The sequence below is a fragment of the Pantoea eucrina genome (genome assembly GCF_002095385.1).
Classification (GTDB): domain Bacteria; phylum Pseudomonadota; class Gammaproteobacteria; order Enterobacterales; family Enterobacteriaceae; genus Pantoea; species Pantoea eucrina.
This window is the reverse complement of the sequence record NZ_MIPP01000014.1, coordinates 38,433-58,552: the sequence shown is the minus strand read 5'-3', so window position 1 is coordinate 58,552 and position 20,120 is coordinate 38,433. Positions and strand designations below refer to the sequence as shown.

Here is a 20,120-nt window from a genome sequence, read left to right as displayed (position 1 = left end):
CTCACCCCTTAGAAAAGCGATCCAAGCAGGCCGAGGCCGCCGCCAATTGCAGCGCCAATGCCAGTGCCAACCCCGGGAACGATGCTTCCCAATCCTGCGCCTGCGGCTGCACCTGATGCTGCGCCTCCCAGCGCACTCTGGAAGCCTGATGGTCGATTAGCATTAGCGGCAGCAAGTGCGGCCTGTTGCTGCATCAGTGACCCTGAGTTGTTTGCATAGGTCTGCCCGGCATTAGCCTGACCCTGCAGCGCGCCAAGGCCAATGTTTGCGAGATTCTGCGCGTTCTGCATCTGGCCGCTTAGCCAGTTCTGTCCGAGGGTTGGCGCTATGGCCGCGAGCTGATTGCCTGTTGCCGTTGAACCGAGCCCACCGGTTGCCTCTGCGCCGGCTAGTGACTGATACCGGGCCTGATTTGCCAGCTGTTTGTACTGTTCAGAACCGTAGTAGCTGTTGAGAGCACTGTTCTGCCCGCCGAGTGTGGAAAGGTTTTGCAGCTGCGAAACGTATTGTTGAGCGAGTGGCGTGAATGGTGCCAGGTTATTCATAACCGTCTGCCACTGCTGGCGCTGCAGGTCAGTTGACTTATTCAGTGCTTTAGCCTGCGCGTCACTACCACCGCCGCCTTTCCCGCCCTTTTCAGGACACATTGGTTCCTCGCCGCGCAGCTGTCTGCCCAGCTTCATTGCATAATGCATGGTTAACTCCTGGAATTTAGGAAGGTGATAAGGTCGTCACGCGTGGCGCTGTAAAACGTCACGTCATCGGTGCCTTTAAAGTATTTCCGGATGGTGCCTACGCGTTGCAGGCCAATAGCCGCACAGTACATCTGCCCATGCCTGAATTTGCGGGCAGCGAATGACGTTACGCACTGAACATCTGTAGATCCGAGGATGTAGCGCCAGAAAGCCATGCCAATATCAAAACTGAAGCCGCGGGCTTCCGGCAGATACATAGCGTGACAGTCAAAGCTCATGGGCTGAATTTCGTGGTAATACACGATGCCACCGAAGACGCCGTGCGCATTCACCTCAAAATATCTGCACTCCGGGCGATATTCATAACCGTCGCCATTATTACTGCCGGCGATGATGTCAGGGTGATTACCTACGCGCTCTATCAGATCGATATTTCTGGTTGGATTGAATGTAATCATTAGTCAATCAGCCCATGAAGCCGCAATGCATCTTCATATGCTTTCATCCTGCGCAATGCGGCGGTAAGGTTAGAGGATATGCGCTGAAGTTCACTCTGCTGATAGGTGGCAGACACTGGCAAAGATACGTCAGAGTTGAAGGAACCCTTATAAGAAGAGCCGGTAGCGGCAGTGAACCCAACTACCCTGGAGCCAACAACCTGCGTGCCATTCACAGAGTACGAACCTGATACGCTTAATGGGCCACTGAGGGCCTGAGCAGCCGCTTCTGATTTCGATACGTAGTCACTTTGAATGAAGTCAATATCGCTTTCAGCAGTGCTTACTCTGCTGCCCAGCGAAACAATGGCGCTTTCAGCATTGGTAATGCGACCTTCATGGTTTTCAAGCTGTGACTTGGCAAAGGTAATCCTCACAGCATGATCTGCAAGTATCACATCCTGCTCCTGGTTCTTAACTGCCGCCTGGTAAGCAAGATCACTCGCGTTATTTGAAGCGTCAGCGACATTCTTCAGGTCGCCACTTTGTTGAATGACATAAAGCCGGTAGGCAAGCGAAAATATTGGCGGCAGCATCGAGTCATCAATACGGCTCGCCTGGACTATCACTTTTTGCGGTTCATCTGCCATTACTCAAGCCTTAGCTGACAACCACTCAGCGTTACTGGTGAAGAGGTGATAATCCTGACTTTGAACCCGATATTCTTACGGATGCGTCCAAGCCTGCGCCACAGAGCCCGCTGGTCGTAACGGAACGGAGCATTCCACGTTATCAACTGTTCACGCCCGTAATTGATACCGTCAGCAGTGGCCGAAATGAACATTTTTTCAGCCAACTGAGAAACACCGGTTCCTGATTCCATCTCGAAATCAAACGCCCGTGCGTTATCAGCGCGGAACAGTGGCGTAAACAGGAGGTGCTCCTGTTGCTCTCCGTACTGGCTGGAAACTTCCTTGCTGAGCGTTCCGGTCAGCGCCTCTGTCTTATCACCACAACTGATCGCATTGCCCTCATATACGAAATCAATGGCGCGGTATGCTGCGCTTTCAAATCCGGTTTTGAGGATCGCCCACTGAGGGCCTGCCTGGGTGACTGATGCGTCATACACCAGAACGTGTCGTGGCAGGTGGATAATCAGCAGCTCATGCGCTTCAAATCGGGTGGTTTCCATAATGCCGGTCGCCAGTTCCTCAGCTGTGTAGCCCTGCAGTATCTTCTCGACAGATGCCGTGGCTATCTGCTGGGTCTGGGCGGAGTTGATAATGTATACCGATGGTGCGCCCGTTGCCGGGTGGCTAAGAATTGCGTGAGTGTCTGCGTATTTTGTTTTGCAGCGCGTACCGGCGATGCCCTTTTGCACCATCAGTGAGGGCTGTGACTGATAGAGAGAAGCGCCCACTCCCCCGGATGCGCCCGTCAGGGAAAAGTATTCAATCGTCGTGGTACCAAAGCACACAACGAAGTCACGCCAGTTATCAATGCCGATAATCCCGTCAGGCTGGCTCTCTGCCCGGTACTCAGCGCTGTACTTATCAGGCTTTGACTCATCCTCCAGGTCACTCACGAAGAAGGAATCGCTGCCATCTTTGCTCCACACGTATCGCGAACGGTTCCGGCACAAGTCCCGGAGATTGCCTAATTCGTATTGCGTGTAACCTGACGCCGCAGGCCAGTTGGACAGTGTCTTTACCGAACCGTCATACCGGTACAGCGTCATGGTACCGTTGGCACCGACCGCCTGGCTGTTGTAGCTGCAGGCCATCGAAACACGACCTGAACCACCTACAGTACCAACTGAAGTTCCGGCCTTATACAGTTTGCTGCCGCAGACCCGATATACAGCGCTCTCACGGGAGTTATAGAACACGCCACGTGATACGCCATCCACATCGTTCTGCTTCACTACGCCGGGGAAAGAGCGCAGATAGCCATTGGCGCCAACTACCTCTTTTGGCGTAGCCAGCATGTTAACCGGGAGAAAGTCTACGTAATCCGCGTTGCGGTAATCCTTACCCACTCCCTTCATCAGTGGAAGCTGCTGAATCGGCATCTGGTCTATCTCCGGGGTAATAATTGACAGAATTCAGCGTAACACCGCGGTTGCCGCTGCCGGTCGGCATACGGGACGGGTAGCCAGCACGCTTAGCTCGGCTCATTGCAGAGAATTTATAAAGCTGCTCTTTGCCATAGCGGGCGGTGGTAACGATTTTTGCTGCTGGCTCTACTGCGTAATCCGGCGCTATGCGAATTGCCAGATTGTGCATGACTGCGCTGATAGCACTGGAGCGCATGCCGTGCTCGTCGCCGTCAGATGGTGGTGTTTCGGAGTCAGAGAAGATGTAACCGGTGACGATGCCTTTGCTGTCCTGGTACCACTCCGCCATCATCATCTCTAAATCTTCGACGGCATCCTGCATCGACTGCGGCTCAACATCAGTGAGCGTGGCATCTGAGGCCACACCCAGCTTACGCAGCGCCGCCCTGACAATGTCACCCTTCGTTTGTAGGTTCATCGCTTACCTCTGCCTGAGGCTTTCCGGCTTCTTCCGCAGGAGTGCGGCGAGTACGCTTAATCGGCTTGTCTTCAGCAGGTTTCGAAGTGACTTCGTCCGGATGGTCTTTCCAGCCTTTGGCGCGGAACTCTGCCAGCTCATCATCACGAACGATGACGGTCTGATATTCCTTGCCCCACACCCGCGTGCCTTTGCCTTCTTTGTAAAGCATTACGCTCATGATCGTCTCCGAAGAAAGGGGCCGAAGCCCCTTATCACTGGTTAGCCGGTAATTGCGGTAGCCACATCCTGATTCGCCAGGCCAACACCGATAGCTTCCGGGCGCACAGCGGTTGCTGCATACCACAGAGCAATACGGCATTTACCGCCGAGGATGTCGATATCACCCTGGAAGGCGATGACACCGTTCAGGCCAGTGCCCGGAACGCTGAAGCTCTGAGACTTCATGCCGGCGAACAGGTCATGGTCCAGCGGGATTGGCTGAGACAGCAGGCGGATTGAATCGTCAGCCCAGAACACGTTGGTTGGTGCATCGTCAGTGTTCAGGATGTTGATTGCAGCGCCGGCAGCCAGAGAGGTGTTCACGTTGGCGTAAGCACGCTGCTCTGCGGTCAGGGTGGTGTCATCCAGCGCGACAGGCTTCGGTGTGATGGTGATGTTGTTACCGTTCACGGCCACAACCGAGAAGGTTGCATCCTGAACCAGTACGTTCTTCGCCATCTGCGCCAGGAATTTCACGCCTGCAAAGCTGATTTTGTCGCCACGCTTGAAGCCGGTACCGGAGCTTACTGCCACGGTAGCCGTACGGTTATCCACGTTCTCGCGGTTGCCGTCGGTGTCGATGCGCCATGCTTCCGGCTTGAACTTCTGTGCGCCGCTGACGGTTACGCCGGTAGCCTGAGAGGCCCGCAGTGTTGGCAGCTTAGGTGAGCGCAGGACGTCATCAAAGCCAGCAACCTGCTTCTGAATCACGCCTTTTGAGTAAGCGTCATCCTGAATGCGGCCGTAGAAGTCTTTGCCAGCCAGGTCACGGCCAGCGCCGCGGTAGTCGTTGGCGTTGAAGAAGAACGACAGCCCTGCATCGCGGTTCAGTTCGCGGGCAAACATCAGCGATTCAGCTTCTGAGATGAAGTCCCAGCCGGTGTTAGCGTTGCCGATCGGGCCGGTGCTGGTTACAACCAGTGAGCCCATTTCGACAGCCTGGCGGGCAATCTCCGCTTCCACGTTGTTCGCCAGCTTCTTGGCAGAGGCTGCAATGCGGCGGCGGTATGAGCGCTCATCACGAACATCATCGGCACGCAGCGCGAAGAAGTCGTTATCCGGCTCGTTCATGTTGACCTTAACAGAGAGCTCCAGAATATCGGTCTCTTTGTCGGTCAGGTCCCAGCCGCGCTGAGTAGGTGCTTCCTGCTCCAGCGGCATCCACACTGTGTTGCCTGAACGCTGCATTGCGGCGCCTGGCGGGGTGTATTTGCTGACGCGCTCAGCCATCGGCGTCAGGTTCTGGATGGTTTCAATTACTTCGTCCACCGCATAGGTGATCATCTGCCTTCGGAAAGTGCCATTATTTAGTTCCTTGAATTTGTGCTTTAATTTTGCGGTACGTTTCCGTGTCACCTTTCGCTGCGGCCTTCTCCATCTGCTTCTGCAGTGCGGAGATGTTGGCTGCAGCGACGCTGCCCTGAACCGGTTCATCTACCGGTGGGGCTGCTGACACGGTCTTGCCGCGAGGCTTGAGAGTTAAACGGTCTGAGAGGCGCGTGAGTTCAATCAGCACCTGTTGTTCGCTCATCGACATCAGCTGTCGGACTTTCTCCGGGTTTGAACCCAGGTGATACATCATCGCGGCCGACTTCTCCGGGAAGAGCTGCATCAGCGCCACGTCCACACCGGCGGGAACCAGTGCGCGGAACGCTTCCTCCTTCTCGTCATAGTCAGCCAGTCCGAGCTTTTCAGCAGCGTCATAGTGCTGACGTGCTGCCTCGACATGCTGTGTCGACTGGCGGGTATAATCCTGTGTCTTGCGCCCCTGCTCCGCTACAGCGTTGCTGCGTGCGTCCTGTGCTTTCACAAGCCAGTCGGTGTTAGCAGCGTTGAAAGCAGCCAGAGCGCGACTGGTATCGTAGTCATACTTGGACAGCGCCTCGTCTGACAGGTACTCGTTCACGTCCGGCTGTTTTGGCAGGTCAGGATTAACCCGAAGATTTTCCGGAAGCTCACCACGGCTGACGGCTTCAACCTGCTGCTCCAGTTCGCGCTGACGCTTACGCGCAATGCGGCGGGCTGCAAATTTAGCGTTGGTGTCGTGGTCCTGCTTCGGCTTGTGCTCATCGTCCTTCAGGACAATATCGAAGCCTTCTTCCTGCTCATCGGTCTGGGTGGCATTCCCCTCGACCTGACTATCAGCAGATGCCGCTGCGTGATCGCCGGGCAGGCGTTGCTCTTCAGTGTTCTGAATTTCGGTGGTATCGCTCATGCTGTTTAGCTCTCTCACATGGTTCGAGGAATCTCGCCGGTATTGGCGGAAGGAAAGTTTTGTTGTTGCTGTGATGCAACCTCGTTCAGCAATTTGATGGCTTTCATCACGGCGTCGCTGTCAATGTTTCTGGCCTGAGCCAGTTTGTAGACAGTGTTAGCCTGCGATTCCTGCGCATCCTGCTGAGCGGTGAATGCTTTAATCTGTGTCTGTGCAGTCTCATTACGTGCACGCTCTGCTTCGGCCTGTGCAGCAATAACCTGCGCCTGTGCAATCATTGCGTTCGGGTCCTGCTGTCCCTGCTGAGCCTGTTGTGCTTCTGCCAGCCACTGCTGTTCTTCTGGCGTCTCCGGCTTCTTCAGCCCCATGGTGACAAGCTGACGATTCGCATACTCGCGCATCATCTCAACACCCTTGCCATCCAGCAGAGTGAAGTACTGCAGGAGCAGCATCTGGTACTCAGGCGTGCCCTGCTGCACTTTCGTGAGCAGGTCAGCTATCTCGCTGCGGTTCTGCTGCTTCATCGACTGGAAAGACGGGCCGATGTCGGTATAGGTCTCATACCGGCCACGCACATCATTGAGCGTGACTGAGTTACCGGACTGGAAATCGATAACCTGCGCCATCAGCTGTACTTCTTTCTCGCTGCCATCCTCAAGCGTCATGGACACCGTGCGCGGCACATCGTAGATGTCGTTCACGATTGAGGAGTAAATCTCCCCGTCGCGACGCATCGCGGTAGCCAGGTTATCCATGAAAACATACGTTTCAAGGTCAGAGCGCATGTTCAGCTGATTGACGGTATCGAACGCTACCTGCCCGCCTGCAGCTGCCGCATCTACGCCGGTGTCTGCCACTTCGCGCACAGCATTTGTGGCAGCTTCCAGCATGTAGGCGTTAGCCTGCGGAACCTCCGGATTTTCCATGTACGCTATGGGTGCCGGTGGAAGGTCATTGCTGTTTTCGTCAGTGCGGTTGAGCAGGTAGTACGGGTAATCATCATTCCCGCTGTACATGTACTCATAGCCAGCGATTTGCTCCGGGTTGAAGAATGGCTTCTTCTTCGGTGTGCGGGCCACTGTGTCAGCGTTGAAGCTCATAATCATGTTGCGCAGGCGCTGGCCGTCTTTGGTCAGCCTGACAACACCCTCATAAACTTCTTTGTCGCCGGCGAATGACCACTCACCGAACACCGGCACGACCGGGATATGCTCGCCTGCAATCAGCTCGCGGTCTTTCAGGATTGCGGACTGTGTCAGCAGCGTTTTGTATACCCGGCGGCGTTTAACCTTGCGCTCACCTATCTTCACCATGCCTTTGTCAGACAGCTCATCAATTACATCAGCGATGTCACGCTTGAAGTAACTGACTGGCTCACCGGTCATCGGGTCCTGATAGATGAATACCAGCTCTTTCTTTTCCTCGACCTCGTAATACTCAGCGATGTAATAAACGTTGCTAGTCGTCCAGGGGAAAATCCAGTTGGAAGATGGCGACTGGAAATCAGGCATATCATCTTCATCAAGCCCGTACTCTTCAGCAAAGGCGCTCCAGCCGTCTTTACTCAGTGCGCTGATGAGCGTGCAGTGCTTCGCATCGCTCTTATCCATCTGCTTCGAGTTGGCGTCCCACACAACGTGCGAGCATGCTTCGTGAATGGGTACGCGCCGTATAATCTGGTTGTTGCTGGTCGGGTCCTGATCTTCGTACTCGGTGACCAGCCGCCATGCACCAATGCCTGCTTCAATCTGCTCACGTACTGCAACGTTGACGGAAATCTTCGCCGTGTTGTGCCGCATATCAGTGCGGTACATACCCATCAGGATATCTGCCGCATCCGGGCTGGCACCGTCTTTCGGCTTGAACATCACATCAATCGGATTCTGGCGCATCTCTGCTACCAGCTTGCGGACTACCGGGCGCACCACATCGAACTGACCGCGATACTGCAGCGTTGTGTAATCTGATAACCAGTCATCCCACTGGCTCACGCGACTGAAGAACAGGTCGTTAGTTGCCTCCGTTCTGGCCTCGTCGCTTGCTGTCCAGTCCCGGTCAAACTTCGTGAGAATGGTCTGCAATTTTTCGTCTTTGTCGGCCATTATCTACTCCGGGAAATAGGGCGAATTGGCGCCGGTAATTTTTTCTCTTTCACTGTGCCGATATCACCAAAGCGCTTAGCAAAGCGGCGCATCATGTAGGCGTATCTGGTTGCATCTAACAGGTCATCGCGGGTTTTGACGATGCGGCCGCGATCGTCACGGTGGTAGAAGTTGAATTCCTCAAACCAGTCGCGCAGGCCGGCGAACACCTTGAAGCGCCCGCTACTCATCAGGTCGTGCAGCTCAAATAGCCCGGCTTCAACAGAACGGGAGCCATCAGGCCATTGTGCGCAGTCAGACAGCATCAGGAAGCCCGCATCTGAGTAATATGACTTCTGCTGCAGGCCGCTGCCTTTCTCTGTCTGAAGTCCATCCTGCGGCCATGCGGTAGGAACCTTGTTGGCCCATGATTTTGTCGCGCCCCATGCCTCAGCAGGTGATGTCTTGCTGGCTTTCCACGCTTTGGTGACGTAGTAGGTGTCGCTGTCAAGGTCGATTGCCAGCTGTACGCGGCTCTGTGGGTGGTCCCAGCCGAAGTCCATGCCGTCGATAACCATGTAATGCTTCGGTATCGGGAATGGCTCGCAGGTAATCTTGTCTTCGCTGAAGTCGAATATTCGCCCGTGTCCCAGCATCGGGATGCCTTTGGTTCGCATCTCTCTCTGGTGCGGCGGGTATGACTCCAGCAGGCTTTTCTTTGTCTCTTCGGTGAGGTGAGGCGCGTCATCCCAGCCCACGTTCATGCAGGACTGTGATTCAGCCGGATCATCAAGGAGCTTGATAACCAGGTCAGTGCGCCCGTTCTCTGGCGTGAATGTCAGTATGCCACGACCACCGCGGCCTTTGTCGCCGGTCGCGGTACGTGTCAGCACCTGCGGATAGATTTCGTGGTCTTCCGGCTCTTCATCGATATGGAACCAGTCGACGCTGTCCCCCATCAGTGCATGTTGGCCCTGCGTATATGACCAGAACTGCACTTTGCTCAGCTCGCCGCTGCTGTGCCGGATGTAGGCAGAGCGGACAGCGTTAGGTGTGCCGGTCATTGGCTCAGTCGATACGATGCGCTCTGGAGGAATCAGGCCGCCGGCAAACTCACCGTTAACCTTCTTGCCGATAATTGCAGCTTGCAGCAGGTCACGACACTTTTCACCGGAGTAACCGAGGCACCACATCAGCGGCGCATGGTCGAAACGGTATCCCTCCCACCCTTCAGGATATTCACCGAGAAGGTGGATAGCATCGATATAGGTTGCGGTGTCTGTCTTGCCAACGCGGTTCGCTGCAATCAGGGCGCACTGACGATAGTCAGCTGTCTGTGCGATGAATTTGCGCTGCCATGGGTATCGGGTGTCGAAGTAGGTGCGGTAGCGATTCACGACTAACCGGCGGGCTTTCTCTTCCAGCAGCCGGATTAACTCAAGCTTCTCCTCGCGCTTCAGATTGTCCATTTACAAGCCTCGCGAGTTTTGCGTTAAGTTCTTCGTCTGACATGGTTTCGATGCTGCCGGAGTGCTCCACTTTGTCAGTGAACAGCTTCAGATGCTTACCAAGCAGCTCATAGCCTTTAAGCGCTGCGTTGGCGTCGTATTTGTAGAGCGGTGCAAGCTCACCATCCGGGCCTTCAACCATTACTGGCTCACCCTTTCTGTCGTAAACCTGCTCCGCCTGTTCGCACCGACGGATATTCTTAATCACGCCTTCAATCACAAACTCTGCGCTCAGACCTACCGCGGCATTCCGCTCCTTCGCCAATTCAGCGATTCGAGCCCGCAAGTGGGGTTTAGTCAGGTTTTCGTGACCAATCGACTTTGCAGATTTCTCGCTGTAGCCAGAGCGAATAGCCGCCTGTGTTGCGTTCAGATCAATCACGTACTCCTGACAGAAGCGCTCTTGTTGTTCGTTGAGTTCAGCCATCAGGTTTCTCTCTTACTGGAACAGCGGCAGAGCGTCTTTTACACCCTGAATCGCTTTGGTTGTGCGTGATACCGCAGTGGGTTCTGCCTGTGCCAGCGTGTACTGCCGTTTGAACAGTTCCAGCTTCAGTTGATCATCACCGATAAAGTTGATTGCCTGCTGTGCGGCGGCGGTGTCGTTTTGCAGCATGTCGAGAATGGTCAGTCGGGTTTGCTGCTGTGCCGTAAGCTCAGTAGCGTTTGCTGTTTCTGCCATGGTGGTCTCCTTTGTCATTATCGAGCACCCCGTGAGATGCTCTGTAATGATCACTTCATCAGTGAGTACTGCTTGTCGAAGTCTTTCGCTTCCAGATAGAAAGGCTGGCCGTCGATTGACTCAACGTAGTAGCCGCCCTTCTTAGGCTGGTTGAGGCTCATGTATTCGCTGGAGACTTCAAACTCCGGGTAGAATTCATCCTCCGGCACAATCACACCGGTGCCATCTACTGCCTGACGGACTTCTTTAATCTTCAGGGCCAGCACCTGATTCTCTTTGCCCTTATAGCGGGGCAGCTCTTTGCGCTTAAGCGACATGGAAACTCCTTGGTTGATATGCGATTAACCATTAGTCAGCCCACCGGAAGTGATGAGCTAAGTGATAGTCACTTTGGTAGTCCTGGGATGGTGATTTGCGCCTGCTGCTCCAGCCTTTCAATTCTTGCCATAAGCTGAGGCCTTTTCACGCGTCCCCATCTGTTGAGCAATCGTCCAGACATGCTGGCAACATCCTTTTCTTTCATCAGCTCTAGCATCAGTTCGTTATGCTCTCGCTGGTAGGAGTGAGCCAGCTCCATCAGCTTCTCGCGCATCCAGTTAAAGGCTTTGATAAATGCCTCTTTGATGGCGGCAGCCTTCTTGCCGGTGAAAGACATGATGATGTACATAGCGCCGTCTTTTGAGATTTCATACTCAACATACTGATTCCCCTTGTGCTCATAGGTAACCCGCGAAAAGTTGCTGGTTAGAAATTCATCTGAGCAGTCGAGTTTTTCAATCTTCTGGATGATGTGATGATGCTGCTTGTCGAAGTATGCAGCTACCTTGCGGGATGTAGTGATGACGCGATCACCTGACACGGAGACCATGTCCCGGAAGTCAATAGTTGCCAACTGATTACTCATTGCGCTCTACCTTTTAGTGAATAAGCCTCGTTGCCCAGATAACCGCCCACAGAGAAGCCGCCGCTTATAACGGTTATCTCCGAAGCTGATTCCTGAAAGGCTCTGTGTGGTTTGATGCGCCGGGCATGGCGCGTGATTTACTGCAGGTACAAAAAAGCCCCGCTATTGCGAGGCTCTGATTTCTTCAATTCTGCTGATAGCTCTCAGCTTGCCGTTGCACTCATCAAGCGAATCCAGCAGCCGGAAGTTGAGCAGGATGCTGTCACCGTAGGTCATCGGTTTCGGAATAGCCGGTATCGGGCACTCACTTAGCAGGCTTGCCGGTATCGGCAGCCGGGGCTCCTTTACCGCTTCGTACTGTATCTGCCTGGTCGCGCAGCTTGTCAGTGACATCATCAGGGACAAGCACAACGCTGCACGTGCTGTCGCGTAATACCTGCTTAACCTCATCCTGTAGCCCCTGCTGCTTCATCTCTGCGGCTGCCCGGCGCTTTGTCTCAGCGCGGACGATTTCGTTTTGCTCACCAACGTGCGCCGCCAGCGTTTTGATGGTGCCGGCAAGGTCGGTGTTCTTGGACATCAGTTCAGTGTTCTGCAGGCGCAGACGCTCGTTCCTCTGCGTGAGGATCTGATTGTCATATCCGAGCTTTGCAATGAAGCCGATGATGATAACCACGAAGATGACGGGGATCAGGATGCGGATAACGTTCATGTTCTGCATAGCACCTCCAGTGCGCGGGCTGTACGCTGGCGGCGATCGTCGATGCCGTTCAGGCCGCCGTTGATAACCCGCGTGATGCGATCGACATTCCCTGCGTCAGCCAGCTCGTTCAGTCCGTGATTCTTCCACCAGGCTGCCGCTGACCGTGCTGCGAGCGCCCTACCTGATAACAGGTCCGGCGATGCAATAAGGTCAGCGCTCAGCTGAGCATTCAGAGCCGAGTAGTTTTTCTTCCCGGTAATCTGAATCAGCCCTCGCCCGCGGTACCGGTAGCCGTCACCGGATTCGATGCTGCCGTTTCCGTTGCGGTTTGCATAGATGATGCTGGCTATCATGCACTGGTCAGCGGGGTGAGCGTTGTTTCTGCCGTAGGCTCTGGCCTGTGAGGGCGTGATGCGCTTACCGAACATAGCGTTCAGGGCGCTCTCGCTGTAATTCAGCCCCTCTTCGGTTTTGGTAAAGCCGGCAGATTCGTGTCCCACCTGCGCCAGAAAGTGAGCCTGCCGCTTTGGCGTGTCGATACCGAATTCCCGCATCGCTGCTGCGACGTGAGGAAACCACATATCGGCCAGAGCCTGGCTGATGCCGGTTGCGCGCCGGAACTGATCGAGAGTAATCATTCAGCAGCTCCCGCATCGCCTGCAGCTTTCTGCAGAAAACGCTTTTCCAGTGCTTTGATAAGGGATGAACCGGACCAGCCGGCCATTCCGCAGATTGCGCCAGTCACCTCCTGCGGCCACTGCCAGTAGACGGCCAGCAGCATCATCAGGAATCCGGCAAAGATGGAGACAATCATCTGCAGGCACAGGGTGCGCCAGCTGAAGCTCTCTCCGCTTAAAACTTTGTAGGCATAAGCCGCTACTGAACCCAGCACAGTCATACCGAGTGCCAGCAGCGCGGCTATAAAGCCCGGATCAGATTTGTAAGGCATGCGTCGTTTCATCCTGTTCCCCTGAGCGGGGCTTATTCTGTTTAGGAATTGATGACATTGTGAACAGAACAAACCCGGTTAGACTTCTCACTGTCACCTGAGAAACTTCCCCGAGCCTTCCCGCCGCTAAATGCCCGACGCAGCTTTAGTTGATCACAATGAGAATGCCGCGATTGCGGCTATTCGCGTGTAAAAGACGCCCGCCGCCACTACGGATAGAATTGAGGTCGCTTTGACTGGCGGGGGCGAAAACGAGAAAACCCAGCTGTGTGGCTGGGCTTTTTAATTGGGTGCAGAAATGCAAAAAGCCCTCGCGGATGGTGAGTCCGGAGGGCTTTCTAATTATCACAGAGTGATGGAATGCTCAGTACGCTTTACTTCCCGAGCGTATTACAAATATGCCAGGCAGCATGCCTTTTGTCTTTAGCTATTCGTGCTATACATTCTATTTATGCGGCTATTTTAGGAATCTCCTTCTCCATTTCTCGTTTTATCGCGTAAAACATTTCTCCTTCGAGGATATCAAGCGCCCATTCCATTCTGTTTCGGGCCTCCTTGTTGCTGATGCCAGTGAAATAAATCAGCGATGCCCCGATATTTTGCACGCTCTTGCGTTTGCAATATCGTAATCTGGCTACGTTCTTAATCGGGTTGTCCTTACCGAATGTTTTAACCATGACCGTTTCAACGAAAGCAGCATCATCTGATTCTTTGGCGAGAGCGATGATGTTTGCTGTTGAAGTTTGTGGCATCAGTAGGTCACGAGCTTTACGGAATAACTCCTCACCGCGCAAGCCTTCACAGTGCAGCTCTGACACGATTTTCTCTATCTGCTTACCCTTTTGTTCGCTCCATTCGCAGCGCATCATCAGACGTCCGATAACGTTCACTTCACCGCGGTCATAATCATCGCCACCCAGGTGATCGCCCCAGACAGTGAGCAGGTGTCGGATCCAGGCCTGCTGTGATTTATTGATAGTCTTCCATCCAGTCCCAAATAGCCGGCGCATATCTGCAGAACTGCGAACGCCTGCCAGCCTAACAACTTGCTGAAAGTCTCGCTCAATGCGCATGCTTAGCTCCCATTATTTTTGCCGTGTTACGCAATATGCGGTAGTTGATCTCGAACATACGGCGGGCGCGGTAAAGACGTAGGCGCAGCCATTTTTCTTTGAGGTATTGGGTCATGCTGCACGCTCCTGCATGTATTTCTCGAACCAGAACACAATCGGGGACGCGGTGATCTTCACCTGCCCAAATCTTTCAGCAGTGCGAAAGTTGACGCTGTACTGCCTGGCTCGCTCTGCCTGCTCGGCAATCTGCTCCCTGAACACCCCCACACTGAAAGTCGCCTTAAATAGATTGCAGGGTGCGCATGCCGGAAAGAGATTTTCCATAACGTCATTTTCTGGCCGCCAGTGCTCTCCCGTGGCTATTGTCCTGCGTGTGCCATCCTGACGGCGGGGGCCAAATTCCCACTTGCGGAGCGCTGCTTCTACGTGGTCTGCGTGCCACCCTTTCTCGGGTAATTCACAGCCGCAATATGCGCAGTGACCACCGAATTTCATGCGAAGAATGCTTCGTTGTTTTGGTGTTAGCTTCATGCTGCTTCCCTCTGCTTTACCAATGCCCGCAGCAAAGCCCTGTAATGCGCTCTGATGCGTTCCAGTTCCTCTCTGGTGTATCGGTGTGGTTGGTTGTTAGATTCGAGCGCCTTGACGCGCTGAAGGCCGATTTTGGTGATGAGATTGATGCGGTACGGACCGATGTTGCCGGAGTGATGGGTATTACACGCTGAACACTGGCTGTGTACGTTGTCCTCGTCGAAGCGTAACTGTGATGCCGCCGCTGTTGTCCTGTAGTGGCCGGCATGGTAGCTGACCGCCGTTGTGCTGCCGCAGCTGATGCATATATCTCCGTCTCTCGCCCTGATGTAGTCGTTAAATGCCCGCTGGGTCATGTTCATCCAGTGGCTTAACGGCTTAACATCTGCTTTGCGCTTATTCCATGCTGCACGCTGCTCTTTCTCCTGGCGCTTTTGCTTGCGTTCGGATAGCAGAGTTGCGAGTTGAATGGCGCATTTAGGGGAGCAGACTGTCTGGAGACTATTGCGGGGGATAAACTTCTCGGGGCAACACTTGCACTTCTTAGGCTTCGGCGGCTTTGGCTTGATGCCATTAGCCATTCGTCAGCTCCTTCTGTCGCTCGTCCTCATGCTGGAAGTCGTCGCCGTCAATGGACATAAGATTACTTGGATTAAAGCAAGCCCAGCCGATTTCTCTTGGATGTGACTTTTGAATGTCGCCTTCGCATATCCACGATGAGATACTTTCTCTGTGAATTAGCATCCTGTTTGACAGTGGTGATTTAAATATCTCGCCAGGATTCACCATCATTATTAAGCGAACGCACTTTCCGTTAGCGGCCAGGTTTTCTTTAAGCCCAAAAACCATAGCCAGCCCACCTGCTTTTAACTCAGCCATCGCTATCCTCCATTGCTCCGTTAGGATCGCACTCTATGAAGAACTCATCGAGGCAGCTGGCGCAGCAGTAAACCTCGTCAGGCTTGAGTGGTTCGCCGCAGTTTTCACACATAGTCAGCTCCATATTCTGTTCTGAAATTGTTTGCTGGGCCGGGGCTCATTCCTGCTTTCTGGTAGCAGCGCCGATACCGTCCAGAACTTAGGGTCGAATGCCAGTGTCTTTTTTGCTGTAACCTGCCGGGCGGCATATTGGGATAGCAGGCTGTCTGCCGTGATGGAGTCCATGGGCTCCGGGTGAGTGAACCACGTAGTTTTCATCGCGCCCTCTTCGCAAGGTTTTGGCACGTTCCGGTAGATAGTCCGGTTCTTGCGCTGATAATGGACCATGCCAGCCCCTGACTGCGGAGGTGTGCAATGCGGTTACAGAATTCCTGTGAGTGAGATAAGTGTCTGCCATGTTTCATGATTGACTCCCGTACATTTGGGCCCATTCAATTTCACGCCGGGCTTCGTCGCTGAATTTCACGTTCTGCTCTGTGCCAAACCAGTAAATCGCCTCGATGACCTCGACCATCTCGCTCACCCGCATTTTGCTTGTCCGGGAACCGAACATGACGACGCCGCCGCCGATACCGGGTGCGGTGCGCTGCTGTTCGTTTTTGGATTTCGCAACGAGTGCAGTAATAAGGTCTTTCCAGTCGTCAGGGCTGTACTTCTGCCCGTACCATTCAACCTGCCGGGAGAGGTCATGCAAAAGCGGCCACATACGGCGGTTCTGATCCGCACTGCGCTTGCGCTCCTGAATGACTATTTCGACTGGTTTGTTGCTATCGGTGGGGAGTTGCTGGATGGCGGTGATGCAGTTCTGTCTGATGCTGTTGTCTCTCAATAGATAACGTTGCGTTTCCACTGCTACCTCCCTTCAAGTGTCTCCACGTAGTCATAGAGGTTGTCGTGAAGTTCTTTGGATAGTTGCTGGGCCTGACTTTTCATAATCTGGTCAGCAAAATTAGGGGTGTGAATGGCTCCCAGTGCGTACTGAAGCTTGGTTAGCGTATCAAGTGCTTCATGAAGTTGCTGGTTTGGTCTGAGGGGGATTACGTTGTTCATGAGCTACTCCTGCTTGCTGCGGGCCATCCAGGCAGCCTTTGCAATATTCTTGTATCGGATTTTTTCCATGCGAGGATACATCTCAACTATTTCTCGCCACTCGGAATTGAACCAATCCTCAAACTTCTTCCTCTCCAGCGCATCGCCGATGGTTTGTATTGTCATACCCAACCTCCGCACATTGCGCGGATTGCCACGCCAACCTGATATCCATTCTGACGAATAAACTTTTCGGCTTGCCCTTGGCGCCTGAAGGTTTTACCTAAAGCCTGCCAGGTCCTGTCGTGGTTTTGTTCAGCGTGGCGTTTTTCTCTTTTGTCACCCATCATCCTTCCCTCCCATCATTCTCAATCACCCGATAGGCGATGATGTCTGCTGATCCGCCGGAATGCTCCCACATTAAAGCTCCGGACACCCTGTCAGTGAACTCCCCATAACCCCTAAGATTAATATCTACGATATCCCTGTTATTTACTGGACACTTTCCACCAGTCCACTCAATCCAGTCATTGTTATCAGTCATAATCTGCATCCCAAAACGCTTCATCATCACCACGCTCAGAATCTTCAACTTTGCCATCATCTCCCTTCTCCTGCTGCTCCAGCACTGGCAGCGCAATCTCAAGGGCTTGCAGGTACTTCTCTTCCCTCAGGCTCAGGCCTACGTGCGGGTTAGCCTGATGCTCACGTAGATGACCAATATCCATGCGTACAATTTCAGCGGTTAGCTTGTTCATTGGGTAGCTCCATTTTTCTTGCCGCCTTTGTCGGAACGAGAATCCCACTGTGACGGTTTGGTTTTACCGAATACGAGCTTCATTAACTGCTCGCGGGTCAGACCGTGAATTACCTGTGTCATGGCGCAGCATCCTTGTACTGAAGCTCTCTGGTGTAGTTATCAGGGCTGAGCGCTGAGTCAATGAATGCTTCAAACAGCTCGTGAATGCCGTTGCAGGCTTCCACCTTCAGATCGTCCGATTTGCTGTCTGCAGTGGTTATGGAGGCGACCGTCGTAATCAGCCAGTCGCGGTACTCCTTAGCCGATTCGATGTCTCTGGCGCGGGTCGTGTACGGCGCCATGCTGATTACGTTGCTCAGTTCAGTCATGATGACCACCTTTCAGAGAAAAACGACGACGAATGTCGGCCAGATGCTCCAGCGCTTTTGCGCTGCTGGTCGGGATGTGAAGATGCGGTATCTGCTTGCGCGGAGGAGGAATTTCTTCACCAGACTCAATCCGGCGCGACATCTTGCGCAGCTCATCGCTCAGGCGTTTGCGGCACTCAGAGTCCGTCAGGTTGAACGAGCGCATCTGGTTATAGACCGCGGTCACCATGTGGAAGCACGCCGGGCTTTGCCAGGGGAAATCCTCGCTGCTGTCGTACATGCCACGATCCCTGCAGTACAGGCGAAACATGTCGTGCAGTTCTTCGTTGTCCGGTAGTCCGGCGGCACGATGCTCACCCTGCTTGCACCACTCGATAAACTGACCCGGAGACGGCAGGAACGGTGATCCGCTGGCGCGCGCCTGGCGCATGCCTGCTGAAAGCTGCTGTTTGCTGGTCACGCCGTTCTCCGCAAAAGCAGCTATCCACTGTCGTTTGGCGGCGGCTTCGTCTGCCTGAGTCCGCCAGGCGGTGCTGACTGAGGCGGGAAACACCTGTTTCAGTCCGTCGAAAAACTCATTCATCAGCTTTTCAACTTCCTGATGCAGGCGACGATCCGCCGGCTGCGGTGCATCACCGGCCATACGGGCCAGCGCGCTGCTGTCGCGATTATTTACTGCCGCTACGAGATGTCTCATATGAAGTTCTCCCATGCTTCCTGGCTGTTCCAGTGGGCAGCAGGCTGCTGATCCGCTGGCGCCGCCCGGTTACGGTCTGGCTGGTTCATCTGAATTTTCAGTGTGTCCCACTTCTCGCGCAGTTTCGCGGGACTGAGCACGTTCGACTGCCAGAAGTGATCGCGGCTGGCCCAGAGGAATACCTCGCAAATTTCGTGATGCGTAACCTGCAGGGCCGTGCGCAGCAGCCTGATGTCGTTTGACCAGGCAGGCCAGTTAGGCTTCCGGGCATTTGGTGAGACAATCTGCACCCGTTTGAAAATCCACTCCGCCGCCTTCAGGTCGTCTTCGGTTCCCCACTTGTCACCCTTCGGTGTCTGGACTGCTGCTTCAGGACGAAGAGCAGGAAGATTTGCCGGAGGTGAGTCAGGGGATTCGACAGAATTCTCTGACGAAAAATTACTGTCTTTATTGTCTTTTGTAATAGTGTCTTTTGTGTCCCCCTGTTTTGAGGGATTCTGCTCCCTCAAATTGAGGGATTGTTTATCCCTCGTTTTAGGGGATTTACCCTCATTTTGAGGGATACACCATTCTGAGACATTTTTGTTAGGGCCAAACATGCCGCCCTGCTGCCTTATGAGCCCCATCCTGACGAGTTCCAGCTTCGCCTCGTTACAGCGCTTGACCGGCAATTTCGCTATCTCTGCAATCTGAGAATCGCTGATCCGGTCCATCGCTTTATTCCATCCGTAGGTCTTTCTCAGGATTGCCAGCAGGACTTTAAACTGACGCTTTGTCAGGTCAGCACCGGCATACTCTTCAAGAAGCATGTTGGACAGTTTGGCATAGCCGTCTTCAAGCTCTGCCACGCGCTGCTCCACGGCCCGTAGTCCGGGCCTGATTGGTGTTACGTTTTCATAGGCGAGATTCATGACTCTTCCCACCTGCCGGGCGCGCCGGCGCGGTAGTCAGCAATGATCTGCCCTACCTCCTCTGCGGTTCCTTCAGCCAGCACCAGGTGTTCATTACCGGCTTCTCCGGACATCTCTGCACCTATCAGCAGCTCAGCCAGGCGACGGGCTTTTGCAGCACTGAAAAGCGGGATTGCTGCACTGCGCGAAAGCCTTTTCTTACCAGCGGCCTTAGCCTTACCCATCTGCTCAGTTGCAATAGCGCCAGCGTTGGCACCATGCTCGCGCGCCAAAGCGACAGCGGTCGTTGCTGCTACCTCGCCGGTTTTGACCATTGCTATTAGCTCATCGCCACACGTCAGCAGCTGAAGGTGGTGATCAACATCCGCGACTGAGCGCTTAACCTTGCTGGCAATTTCGCTTACTGACCATCCCTGATTAGACAGGCGCTGATAGGCTGCTGCGCGTTCAAGCGCAGTGAGCGGTTTACCCTGGCTGCTGGTAACCATGAATGCGATGCGATCGGCCTCGGTACCGGTAAAGTCTTTGCATTCAAGGCGGGCAATTTCGTGACCGGCTTCGGTAGCCATCAGGGCGCCGTGATAGCGGTGATGACCATCGATGATTTTGACCCGATCGCCTGTCACCTGCACCGCCAGCGGCGGCACAAACTCGCCGGCAATGAATGCGTCGCGAAACTCCTCGACGTGCTGCTGATCGATATCACGAACGTTATAGCCCGGCTCGACATACAGCTCTGACAGCGGAACCAAGAACGTTTTGCGCACCGTGGTATCCGTGCCGTTCTTCTCTTTGCCCTTGTAATACAGTGATAAACTACTCATAATTACTCCTGTGAATTGA

General features: G+C 54.0%; 33 protein-coding genes and 1 pseudogene. All 34 read right to left on the bottom strand.

Annotated elements, in window-relative coordinates:
• Positions 1-8: 8 nt before the first annotated feature.
• The 34 genes and pseudogenes from HA43_RS08505 to HA43_RS08355 all read right to left on the bottom strand — a co-directional run bounded on the left by HA43_RS08505 (position 9) and on the right by HA43_RS08355 (position 20,101).
• Positions 9-695, bottom strand: a complete 687-nt coding sequence (locus HA43_RS08505; RefSeq protein ID WP_094111438.1) for a DNA transfer protein — start codon at positions 693-695, stop codon at positions 9-11.
• A 2-nt stretch (positions 696-697) separates the two neighbouring features.
• On the bottom strand, positions 698-1,153 hold the full coding sequence (locus HA43_RS08500) for a DUF2824 family protein (protein WP_094111437.1): 456 nt from the start codon (positions 1,151-1,153) through the stop codon (positions 698-700).
• Complete coding sequence (locus tag HA43_RS08495; protein ID WP_094111436.1) at positions 1,153-1,782, bottom strand: phage tail protein; 630 nt, start codon at positions 1,780-1,782, stop codon at positions 1,153-1,155. The genes HA43_RS08500 and HA43_RS08495 overlap by 1 nt, the downstream gene beginning before the upstream one ends.
• Positions 1,782-3,203 carry a packaged DNA stabilization protein gene (locus HA43_RS08490; RefSeq protein ID WP_094111435.1) on the bottom strand — a complete coding sequence of 474 codons (1,422 nt, stop codon included), beginning with the start codon at positions 3,201-3,203 and terminating at the stop codon, positions 1,782-1,784. The genes HA43_RS08495 and HA43_RS08490 overlap by 1 nt, the downstream gene beginning before the upstream one ends.
• Positions 3,163-3,666 (bottom strand): packaged DNA stabilization gp4 family protein, encoded by a 504-nt coding sequence (locus HA43_RS08485; RefSeq protein WP_094111434.1) that lies wholly within the window; start codon positions 3,664-3,666, stop codon positions 3,163-3,165. Before HA43_RS08485 ends, HA43_RS08490 begins: the two co-directional genes overlap by 41 nt.
• Positions 3,644-3,886 carry a hypothetical protein gene (locus HA43_RS08480; RefSeq protein WP_128083799.1) on the bottom strand — a complete coding sequence of 81 codons (243 nt, stop codon included), beginning with the start codon at positions 3,884-3,886 and terminating at the stop codon, positions 3,644-3,646. The genes HA43_RS08485 and HA43_RS08480 overlap by 23 nt, the downstream gene beginning before the upstream one ends.
• A gap of 41 nt (positions 3,887-3,927) precedes the next feature.
• Positions 3,928-5,231 (bottom strand): annotated as a pseudogene (locus HA43_RS08475) (P22 phage major capsid protein family protein).
• Positions 5,231-6,142, bottom strand: a complete 912-nt coding sequence (locus tag HA43_RS08470; RefSeq protein WP_094111431.1) for a scaffolding protein — start codon at positions 6,140-6,142, stop codon at positions 5,231-5,233. The pseudogene HA43_RS08475 and the gene HA43_RS08470 overlap by 1 nt, the downstream one beginning before the upstream one ends.
• A 14-nt stretch (positions 6,143-6,156) precedes the next feature.
• Entirely contained in the window at positions 6,157-8,244 is a 2,088-nt protein-coding gene (locus tag HA43_RS08465) for a portal protein (protein WP_094111430.1), read from the bottom strand.
• Positions 8,244-9,692 carry a phage terminase large subunit family protein gene (locus tag HA43_RS08460; protein WP_094111429.1) on the bottom strand — a complete coding sequence of 483 codons (1,449 nt, stop codon included), beginning with the start codon at positions 9,690-9,692 and terminating at the stop codon, positions 8,244-8,246. The genes HA43_RS08465 and HA43_RS08460 overlap by 1 nt, the downstream gene beginning before the upstream one ends.
• Positions 9,661-10,158 (bottom strand): terminase small subunit, encoded by a 498-nt coding sequence (locus tag HA43_RS08455; RefSeq protein WP_094111428.1) that lies wholly within the window; start codon positions 10,156-10,158, stop codon positions 9,661-9,663. Before HA43_RS08455 ends, HA43_RS08460 begins: the two co-directional genes overlap by 32 nt.
• A gap of 12 nt (positions 10,159-10,170) precedes the next feature.
• Entirely contained in the window at positions 10,171-10,413 is a 243-nt protein-coding gene (locus tag HA43_RS08450) for a DUF2560 family protein (protein WP_244555220.1), read from the bottom strand.
• Positions 10,414-10,463: 50 nt separating this feature from the next.
• Positions 10,464-10,730, bottom strand: coding sequence for a hypothetical protein (locus HA43_RS08445; protein WP_094111426.1), 267 nt, complete (start codon positions 10,728-10,730; stop codon positions 10,464-10,466).
• Between the two features lie 68 nt (positions 10,731-10,798).
• Positions 10,799-11,317 (bottom strand): Rha family transcriptional regulator, encoded by a 519-nt coding sequence (locus tag HA43_RS08440; protein WP_094111425.1) that lies wholly within the window; start codon positions 11,315-11,317, stop codon positions 10,799-10,801.
• A 162-nt stretch (positions 11,318-11,479) separates the two neighbouring features.
• Positions 11,480-11,710 (bottom strand): Rz1-like lysis system protein LysC, encoded by a 231-nt coding sequence (gene lysC / locus HA43_RS19440; RefSeq protein ID WP_425298524.1) that lies wholly within the window; start codon positions 11,708-11,710, stop codon positions 11,480-11,482.
• Positions 11,622-12,038 (bottom strand): DUF2570 domain-containing protein, encoded by a 417-nt coding sequence (locus HA43_RS08435; RefSeq protein ID WP_094111424.1) that lies wholly within the window; start codon positions 12,036-12,038, stop codon positions 11,622-11,624. Before HA43_RS08435 ends, lysC begins: the two co-directional genes overlap by 89 nt.
• The gene (locus HA43_RS08430; protein WP_094111423.1) at positions 12,026-12,658 is read right to left on the bottom strand and encodes a glycoside hydrolase family 19 protein; all 633 of its coding nucleotides are present in this window, start codon (positions 12,656-12,658) and stop codon (positions 12,026-12,028) included. The genes HA43_RS08435 and HA43_RS08430 overlap by 13 nt, the downstream gene beginning before the upstream one ends.
• Positions 12,655-12,969: a phage holin family protein gene (locus HA43_RS08425; RefSeq protein WP_094111422.1), complete on the bottom strand. Its 315-nt coding sequence runs from the start codon at positions 12,967-12,969 to the stop codon at positions 12,655-12,657. Before HA43_RS08425 ends, HA43_RS08430 begins: the two co-directional genes overlap by 4 nt.
• A 449-nt stretch (positions 12,970-13,418) precedes the next feature.
• Complete coding sequence (locus HA43_RS08420) at positions 13,419-14,042, bottom strand: hypothetical protein (RefSeq protein WP_094111421.1); 624 nt, start codon at positions 14,040-14,042, stop codon at positions 13,419-13,421.
• Positions 14,032-14,157, bottom strand: a complete 126-nt coding sequence (locus HA43_RS18685) for a YlcG family protein (protein WP_128083798.1) — start codon at positions 14,155-14,157, stop codon at positions 14,032-14,034. The genes HA43_RS08420 and HA43_RS18685 overlap by 11 nt, the downstream gene beginning before the upstream one ends.
• Complete coding sequence (locus HA43_RS08415; protein WP_094111420.1) at positions 14,154-14,573, bottom strand: HNH endonuclease; 420 nt, start codon at positions 14,571-14,573, stop codon at positions 14,154-14,156. The genes HA43_RS18685 and HA43_RS08415 overlap by 4 nt, the downstream gene beginning before the upstream one ends.
• Positions 14,570-15,154: a recombination protein NinG gene (locus HA43_RS08410; RefSeq protein ID WP_094111419.1), complete on the bottom strand. Its 585-nt coding sequence runs from the start codon at positions 15,152-15,154 to the stop codon at positions 14,570-14,572. The genes HA43_RS08415 and HA43_RS08410 overlap by 4 nt, the downstream gene beginning before the upstream one ends.
• Entirely contained in the window at positions 15,147-15,452 is a 306-nt protein-coding gene (locus tag HA43_RS08405; protein WP_094111418.1) for a hypothetical protein, read from the bottom strand. The genes HA43_RS08410 and HA43_RS08405 overlap by 8 nt, the downstream gene beginning before the upstream one ends.
• Positions 15,445-15,564, bottom strand: a complete 120-nt coding sequence (locus HA43_RS19475) for a protein NinF (RefSeq protein ID WP_158086442.1) — start codon at positions 15,562-15,564, stop codon at positions 15,445-15,447. Before HA43_RS19475 ends, HA43_RS08405 begins: the two co-directional genes overlap by 8 nt.
• Before the next feature lie 348 nt (positions 15,565-15,912).
• Complete coding sequence (locus HA43_RS08390; RefSeq protein WP_094111415.1) at positions 15,913-16,362, bottom strand: recombination protein NinB; 450 nt, start codon at positions 16,360-16,362, stop codon at positions 15,913-15,915.
• 2 nt (positions 16,363-16,364) lie between these two features.
• Complete coding sequence (locus HA43_RS08385) at positions 16,365-16,562, bottom strand: hypothetical protein (RefSeq protein WP_094111414.1); 198 nt, start codon at positions 16,560-16,562, stop codon at positions 16,365-16,367.
• A gap of 3 nt (positions 16,563-16,565) precedes the next feature.
• Positions 16,566-16,727: a hypothetical protein gene (locus tag HA43_RS18870; protein WP_158086441.1), complete on the bottom strand. Its 162-nt coding sequence runs from the start codon at positions 16,725-16,727 to the stop codon at positions 16,566-16,568.
• 160 nt (positions 16,728-16,887) lie between these two features.
• A complete protein-coding gene (locus HA43_RS08380) occupies positions 16,888-17,145 on the bottom strand; it encodes a hypothetical protein (RefSeq protein WP_128083797.1) in 258 nt (85 codons plus the stop codon).
• Positions 17,078-17,299, bottom strand: a complete 222-nt coding sequence (locus tag HA43_RS08375; RefSeq protein ID WP_094111412.1) for a hypothetical protein — start codon at positions 17,297-17,299, stop codon at positions 17,078-17,080. The genes HA43_RS08380 and HA43_RS08375 overlap by 68 nt, the downstream gene beginning before the upstream one ends.
• Positions 17,296-17,421, bottom strand: coding sequence for a hypothetical protein (locus HA43_RS19315; RefSeq protein WP_280173563.1), 126 nt, complete (start codon positions 17,419-17,421; stop codon positions 17,296-17,298). The genes HA43_RS08375 and HA43_RS19315 overlap by 4 nt, the downstream gene beginning before the upstream one ends.
• Entirely contained in the window at positions 17,418-17,669 is a 252-nt protein-coding gene (locus tag HA43_RS08370) for a hypothetical protein (RefSeq protein WP_094111411.1), read from the bottom strand. Before HA43_RS08370 ends, HA43_RS19315 begins: the two co-directional genes overlap by 4 nt.
• Positions 17,662-18,366, bottom strand: coding sequence for a replication protein P (locus HA43_RS08365; protein ID WP_094111410.1), 705 nt, complete (start codon positions 18,364-18,366; stop codon positions 17,662-17,664). The genes HA43_RS08370 and HA43_RS08365 overlap by 8 nt, the downstream gene beginning before the upstream one ends.
• On the bottom strand, positions 18,363-19,277 hold the full coding sequence (locus tag HA43_RS08360) for a replication protein (protein ID WP_094111409.1): 915 nt from the start codon (positions 19,275-19,277) through the stop codon (positions 18,363-18,365). Before HA43_RS08360 ends, HA43_RS08365 begins: the two co-directional genes overlap by 4 nt.
• Positions 19,274-20,101, bottom strand: a complete 828-nt coding sequence (locus HA43_RS08355) for a ParB/RepB/Spo0J family partition protein (RefSeq protein ID WP_094111408.1) — start codon at positions 20,099-20,101, stop codon at positions 19,274-19,276. Before HA43_RS08355 ends, HA43_RS08360 begins: the two co-directional genes overlap by 4 nt.
• Positions 20,102-20,120 lie beyond the last annotated feature (19 nt).

Coding starts and splice junctions, on each gene's coding strand:
- HA43_RS08505 (WP_094111438.1), bottom strand. CDS start 695: ATGCATTATGCAATGAAGCTGGGCAGACAGCTGCGCGGCGAGGAACCA.
- HA43_RS08500 (WP_094111437.1), bottom strand. CDS start 1,153: ATGATTACATTCAATCCAACCAGAAATATCGATCTGATAGAGCGCGTA.
- HA43_RS08495 (WP_094111436.1), bottom strand. CDS start 1,782: ATGGCAGATGAACCGCAAAAAGTGATAGTCCAGGCGAGCCGTATTGAT.
- HA43_RS08490 (WP_094111435.1), bottom strand. CDS start 3,203: ATGCCGATTCAGCAGCTTCCACTGATGAAGGGAGTGGGTAAGGATTAC.
- HA43_RS08485 (WP_094111434.1), bottom strand. CDS start 3,666: ATGAACCTACAAACGAAGGGTGACATTGTCAGGGCGGCGCTGCGTAAG.
- HA43_RS08480 (WP_128083799.1), bottom strand. CDS start 3,886: ATGAGCGTAATGCTTTACAAAGAAGGCAAAGGCACGCGGGTGTGGGGC.
- HA43_RS08470 (WP_094111431.1), bottom strand. CDS start 6,142: ATGAGCGATACCACCGAAATTCAGAACACTGAAGAGCAACGCCTGCCC.
- HA43_RS08465 (WP_094111430.1), bottom strand. CDS start 8,244: ATGGCCGACAAAGACGAAAAATTGCAGACCATTCTCACGAAGTTTGAC.
- HA43_RS08460 (WP_094111429.1), bottom strand. CDS start 9,692: ATGGACAATCTGAAGCGCGAGGAGAAGCTTGAGTTAATCCGGCTGCTG.
- HA43_RS08455 (WP_094111428.1), bottom strand. CDS start 10,158: ATGGCTGAACTCAACGAACAACAAGAGCGCTTCTGTCAGGAGTACGTG.
- HA43_RS08450 (WP_244555220.1), bottom strand. CDS start 10,413: ATGGCAGAAACAGCAAACGCTACTGAGCTTACGGCACAGCAGCAAACC.
- HA43_RS08445 (WP_094111426.1), bottom strand. CDS start 10,730: ATGTCGCTTAAGCGCAAAGAGCTGCCCCGCTATAAGGGCAAAGAGAAT.
- HA43_RS08440 (WP_094111425.1), bottom strand. CDS start 11,317: ATGAGTAATCAGTTGGCAACTATTGACTTCCGGGACATGGTCTCCGTG.
- lysC (WP_425298524.1), bottom strand. CDS start 11,710: ATGTCACTGACAAGCTGCGCGACCAGGCAGATACAGTACGAAGCGGTA.
- HA43_RS08435 (WP_094111424.1), bottom strand. CDS start 12,038: ATGCAGAACATGAACGTTATCCGCATCCTGATCCCCGTCATCTTCGTG.
- HA43_RS08430 (WP_094111423.1), bottom strand. CDS start 12,658: ATGATTACTCTCGATCAGTTCCGGCGCGCAACCGGCATCAGCCAGGCT.
- HA43_RS08425 (WP_094111422.1), bottom strand. CDS start 12,969: ATGCCTTACAAATCTGATCCGGGCTTTATAGCCGCGCTGCTGGCACTC.
- HA43_RS08420 (WP_094111421.1), bottom strand. CDS start 14,042: ATGCGCATTGAGCGAGACTTTCAGCAAGTTGTTAGGCTGGCAGGCGTT.
- HA43_RS18685 (WP_128083798.1), bottom strand. CDS start 14,157: ATGACCCAATACCTCAAAGAAAAATGGCTGCGCCTACGTCTTTACCGC.
- HA43_RS08415 (WP_094111420.1), bottom strand. CDS start 14,573: ATGAAGCTAACACCAAAACAACGAAGCATTCTTCGCATGAAATTCGGT.
- HA43_RS08410 (WP_094111419.1), bottom strand. CDS start 15,154: ATGGCTAATGGCATCAAGCCAAAGCCGCCGAAGCCTAAGAAGTGCAAG.
- HA43_RS08405 (WP_094111418.1), bottom strand. CDS start 15,452: ATGGCTGAGTTAAAAGCAGGTGGGCTGGCTATGGTTTTTGGGCTTAAA.
- HA43_RS19475 (WP_158086442.1), bottom strand. CDS start 15,564: ATGTGTGAAAACTGCGGCGAACCACTCAAGCCTGACGAGGTTTACTGC.
- HA43_RS08385 (WP_094111414.1), bottom strand. CDS start 16,562: ATGAACAACGTAATCCCCCTCAGACCAAACCAGCAACTTCATGAAGCA.
- HA43_RS18870 (WP_158086441.1), bottom strand. CDS start 16,727: ATGACAATACAAACCATCGGCGATGCGCTGGAGAGGAAGAAGTTTGAG.
- HA43_RS08380 (WP_128083797.1), bottom strand. CDS start 17,145: ATGATGGCAAAGTTGAAGATTCTGAGCGTGGTGATGATGAAGCGTTTT.
- HA43_RS08375 (WP_094111412.1), bottom strand. CDS start 17,299: ATGAACAAGCTAACCGCTGAAATTGTACGCATGGATATTGGTCATCTA.
- HA43_RS19315 (WP_280173563.1), bottom strand. CDS start 17,421: ATGACACAGGTAATTCACGGTCTGACCCGCGAGCAGTTAATGAAGCTC.
- HA43_RS08370 (WP_094111411.1), bottom strand. CDS start 17,669: ATGACTGAACTGAGCAACGTAATCAGCATGGCGCCGTACACGACCCGC.
- HA43_RS08365 (WP_094111410.1), bottom strand. CDS start 18,366: ATGAGACATCTCGTAGCGGCAGTAAATAATCGCGACAGCAGCGCGCTG.
- HA43_RS08360 (WP_094111409.1), bottom strand. CDS start 19,277: ATGAATCTCGCCTATGAAAACGTAACACCAATCAGGCCCGGACTACGG.
- HA43_RS08355 (WP_094111408.1), bottom strand. CDS start 20,101: ATGAGTAGTTTATCACTGTATTACAAGGGCAAAGAGAAGAACGGCACG.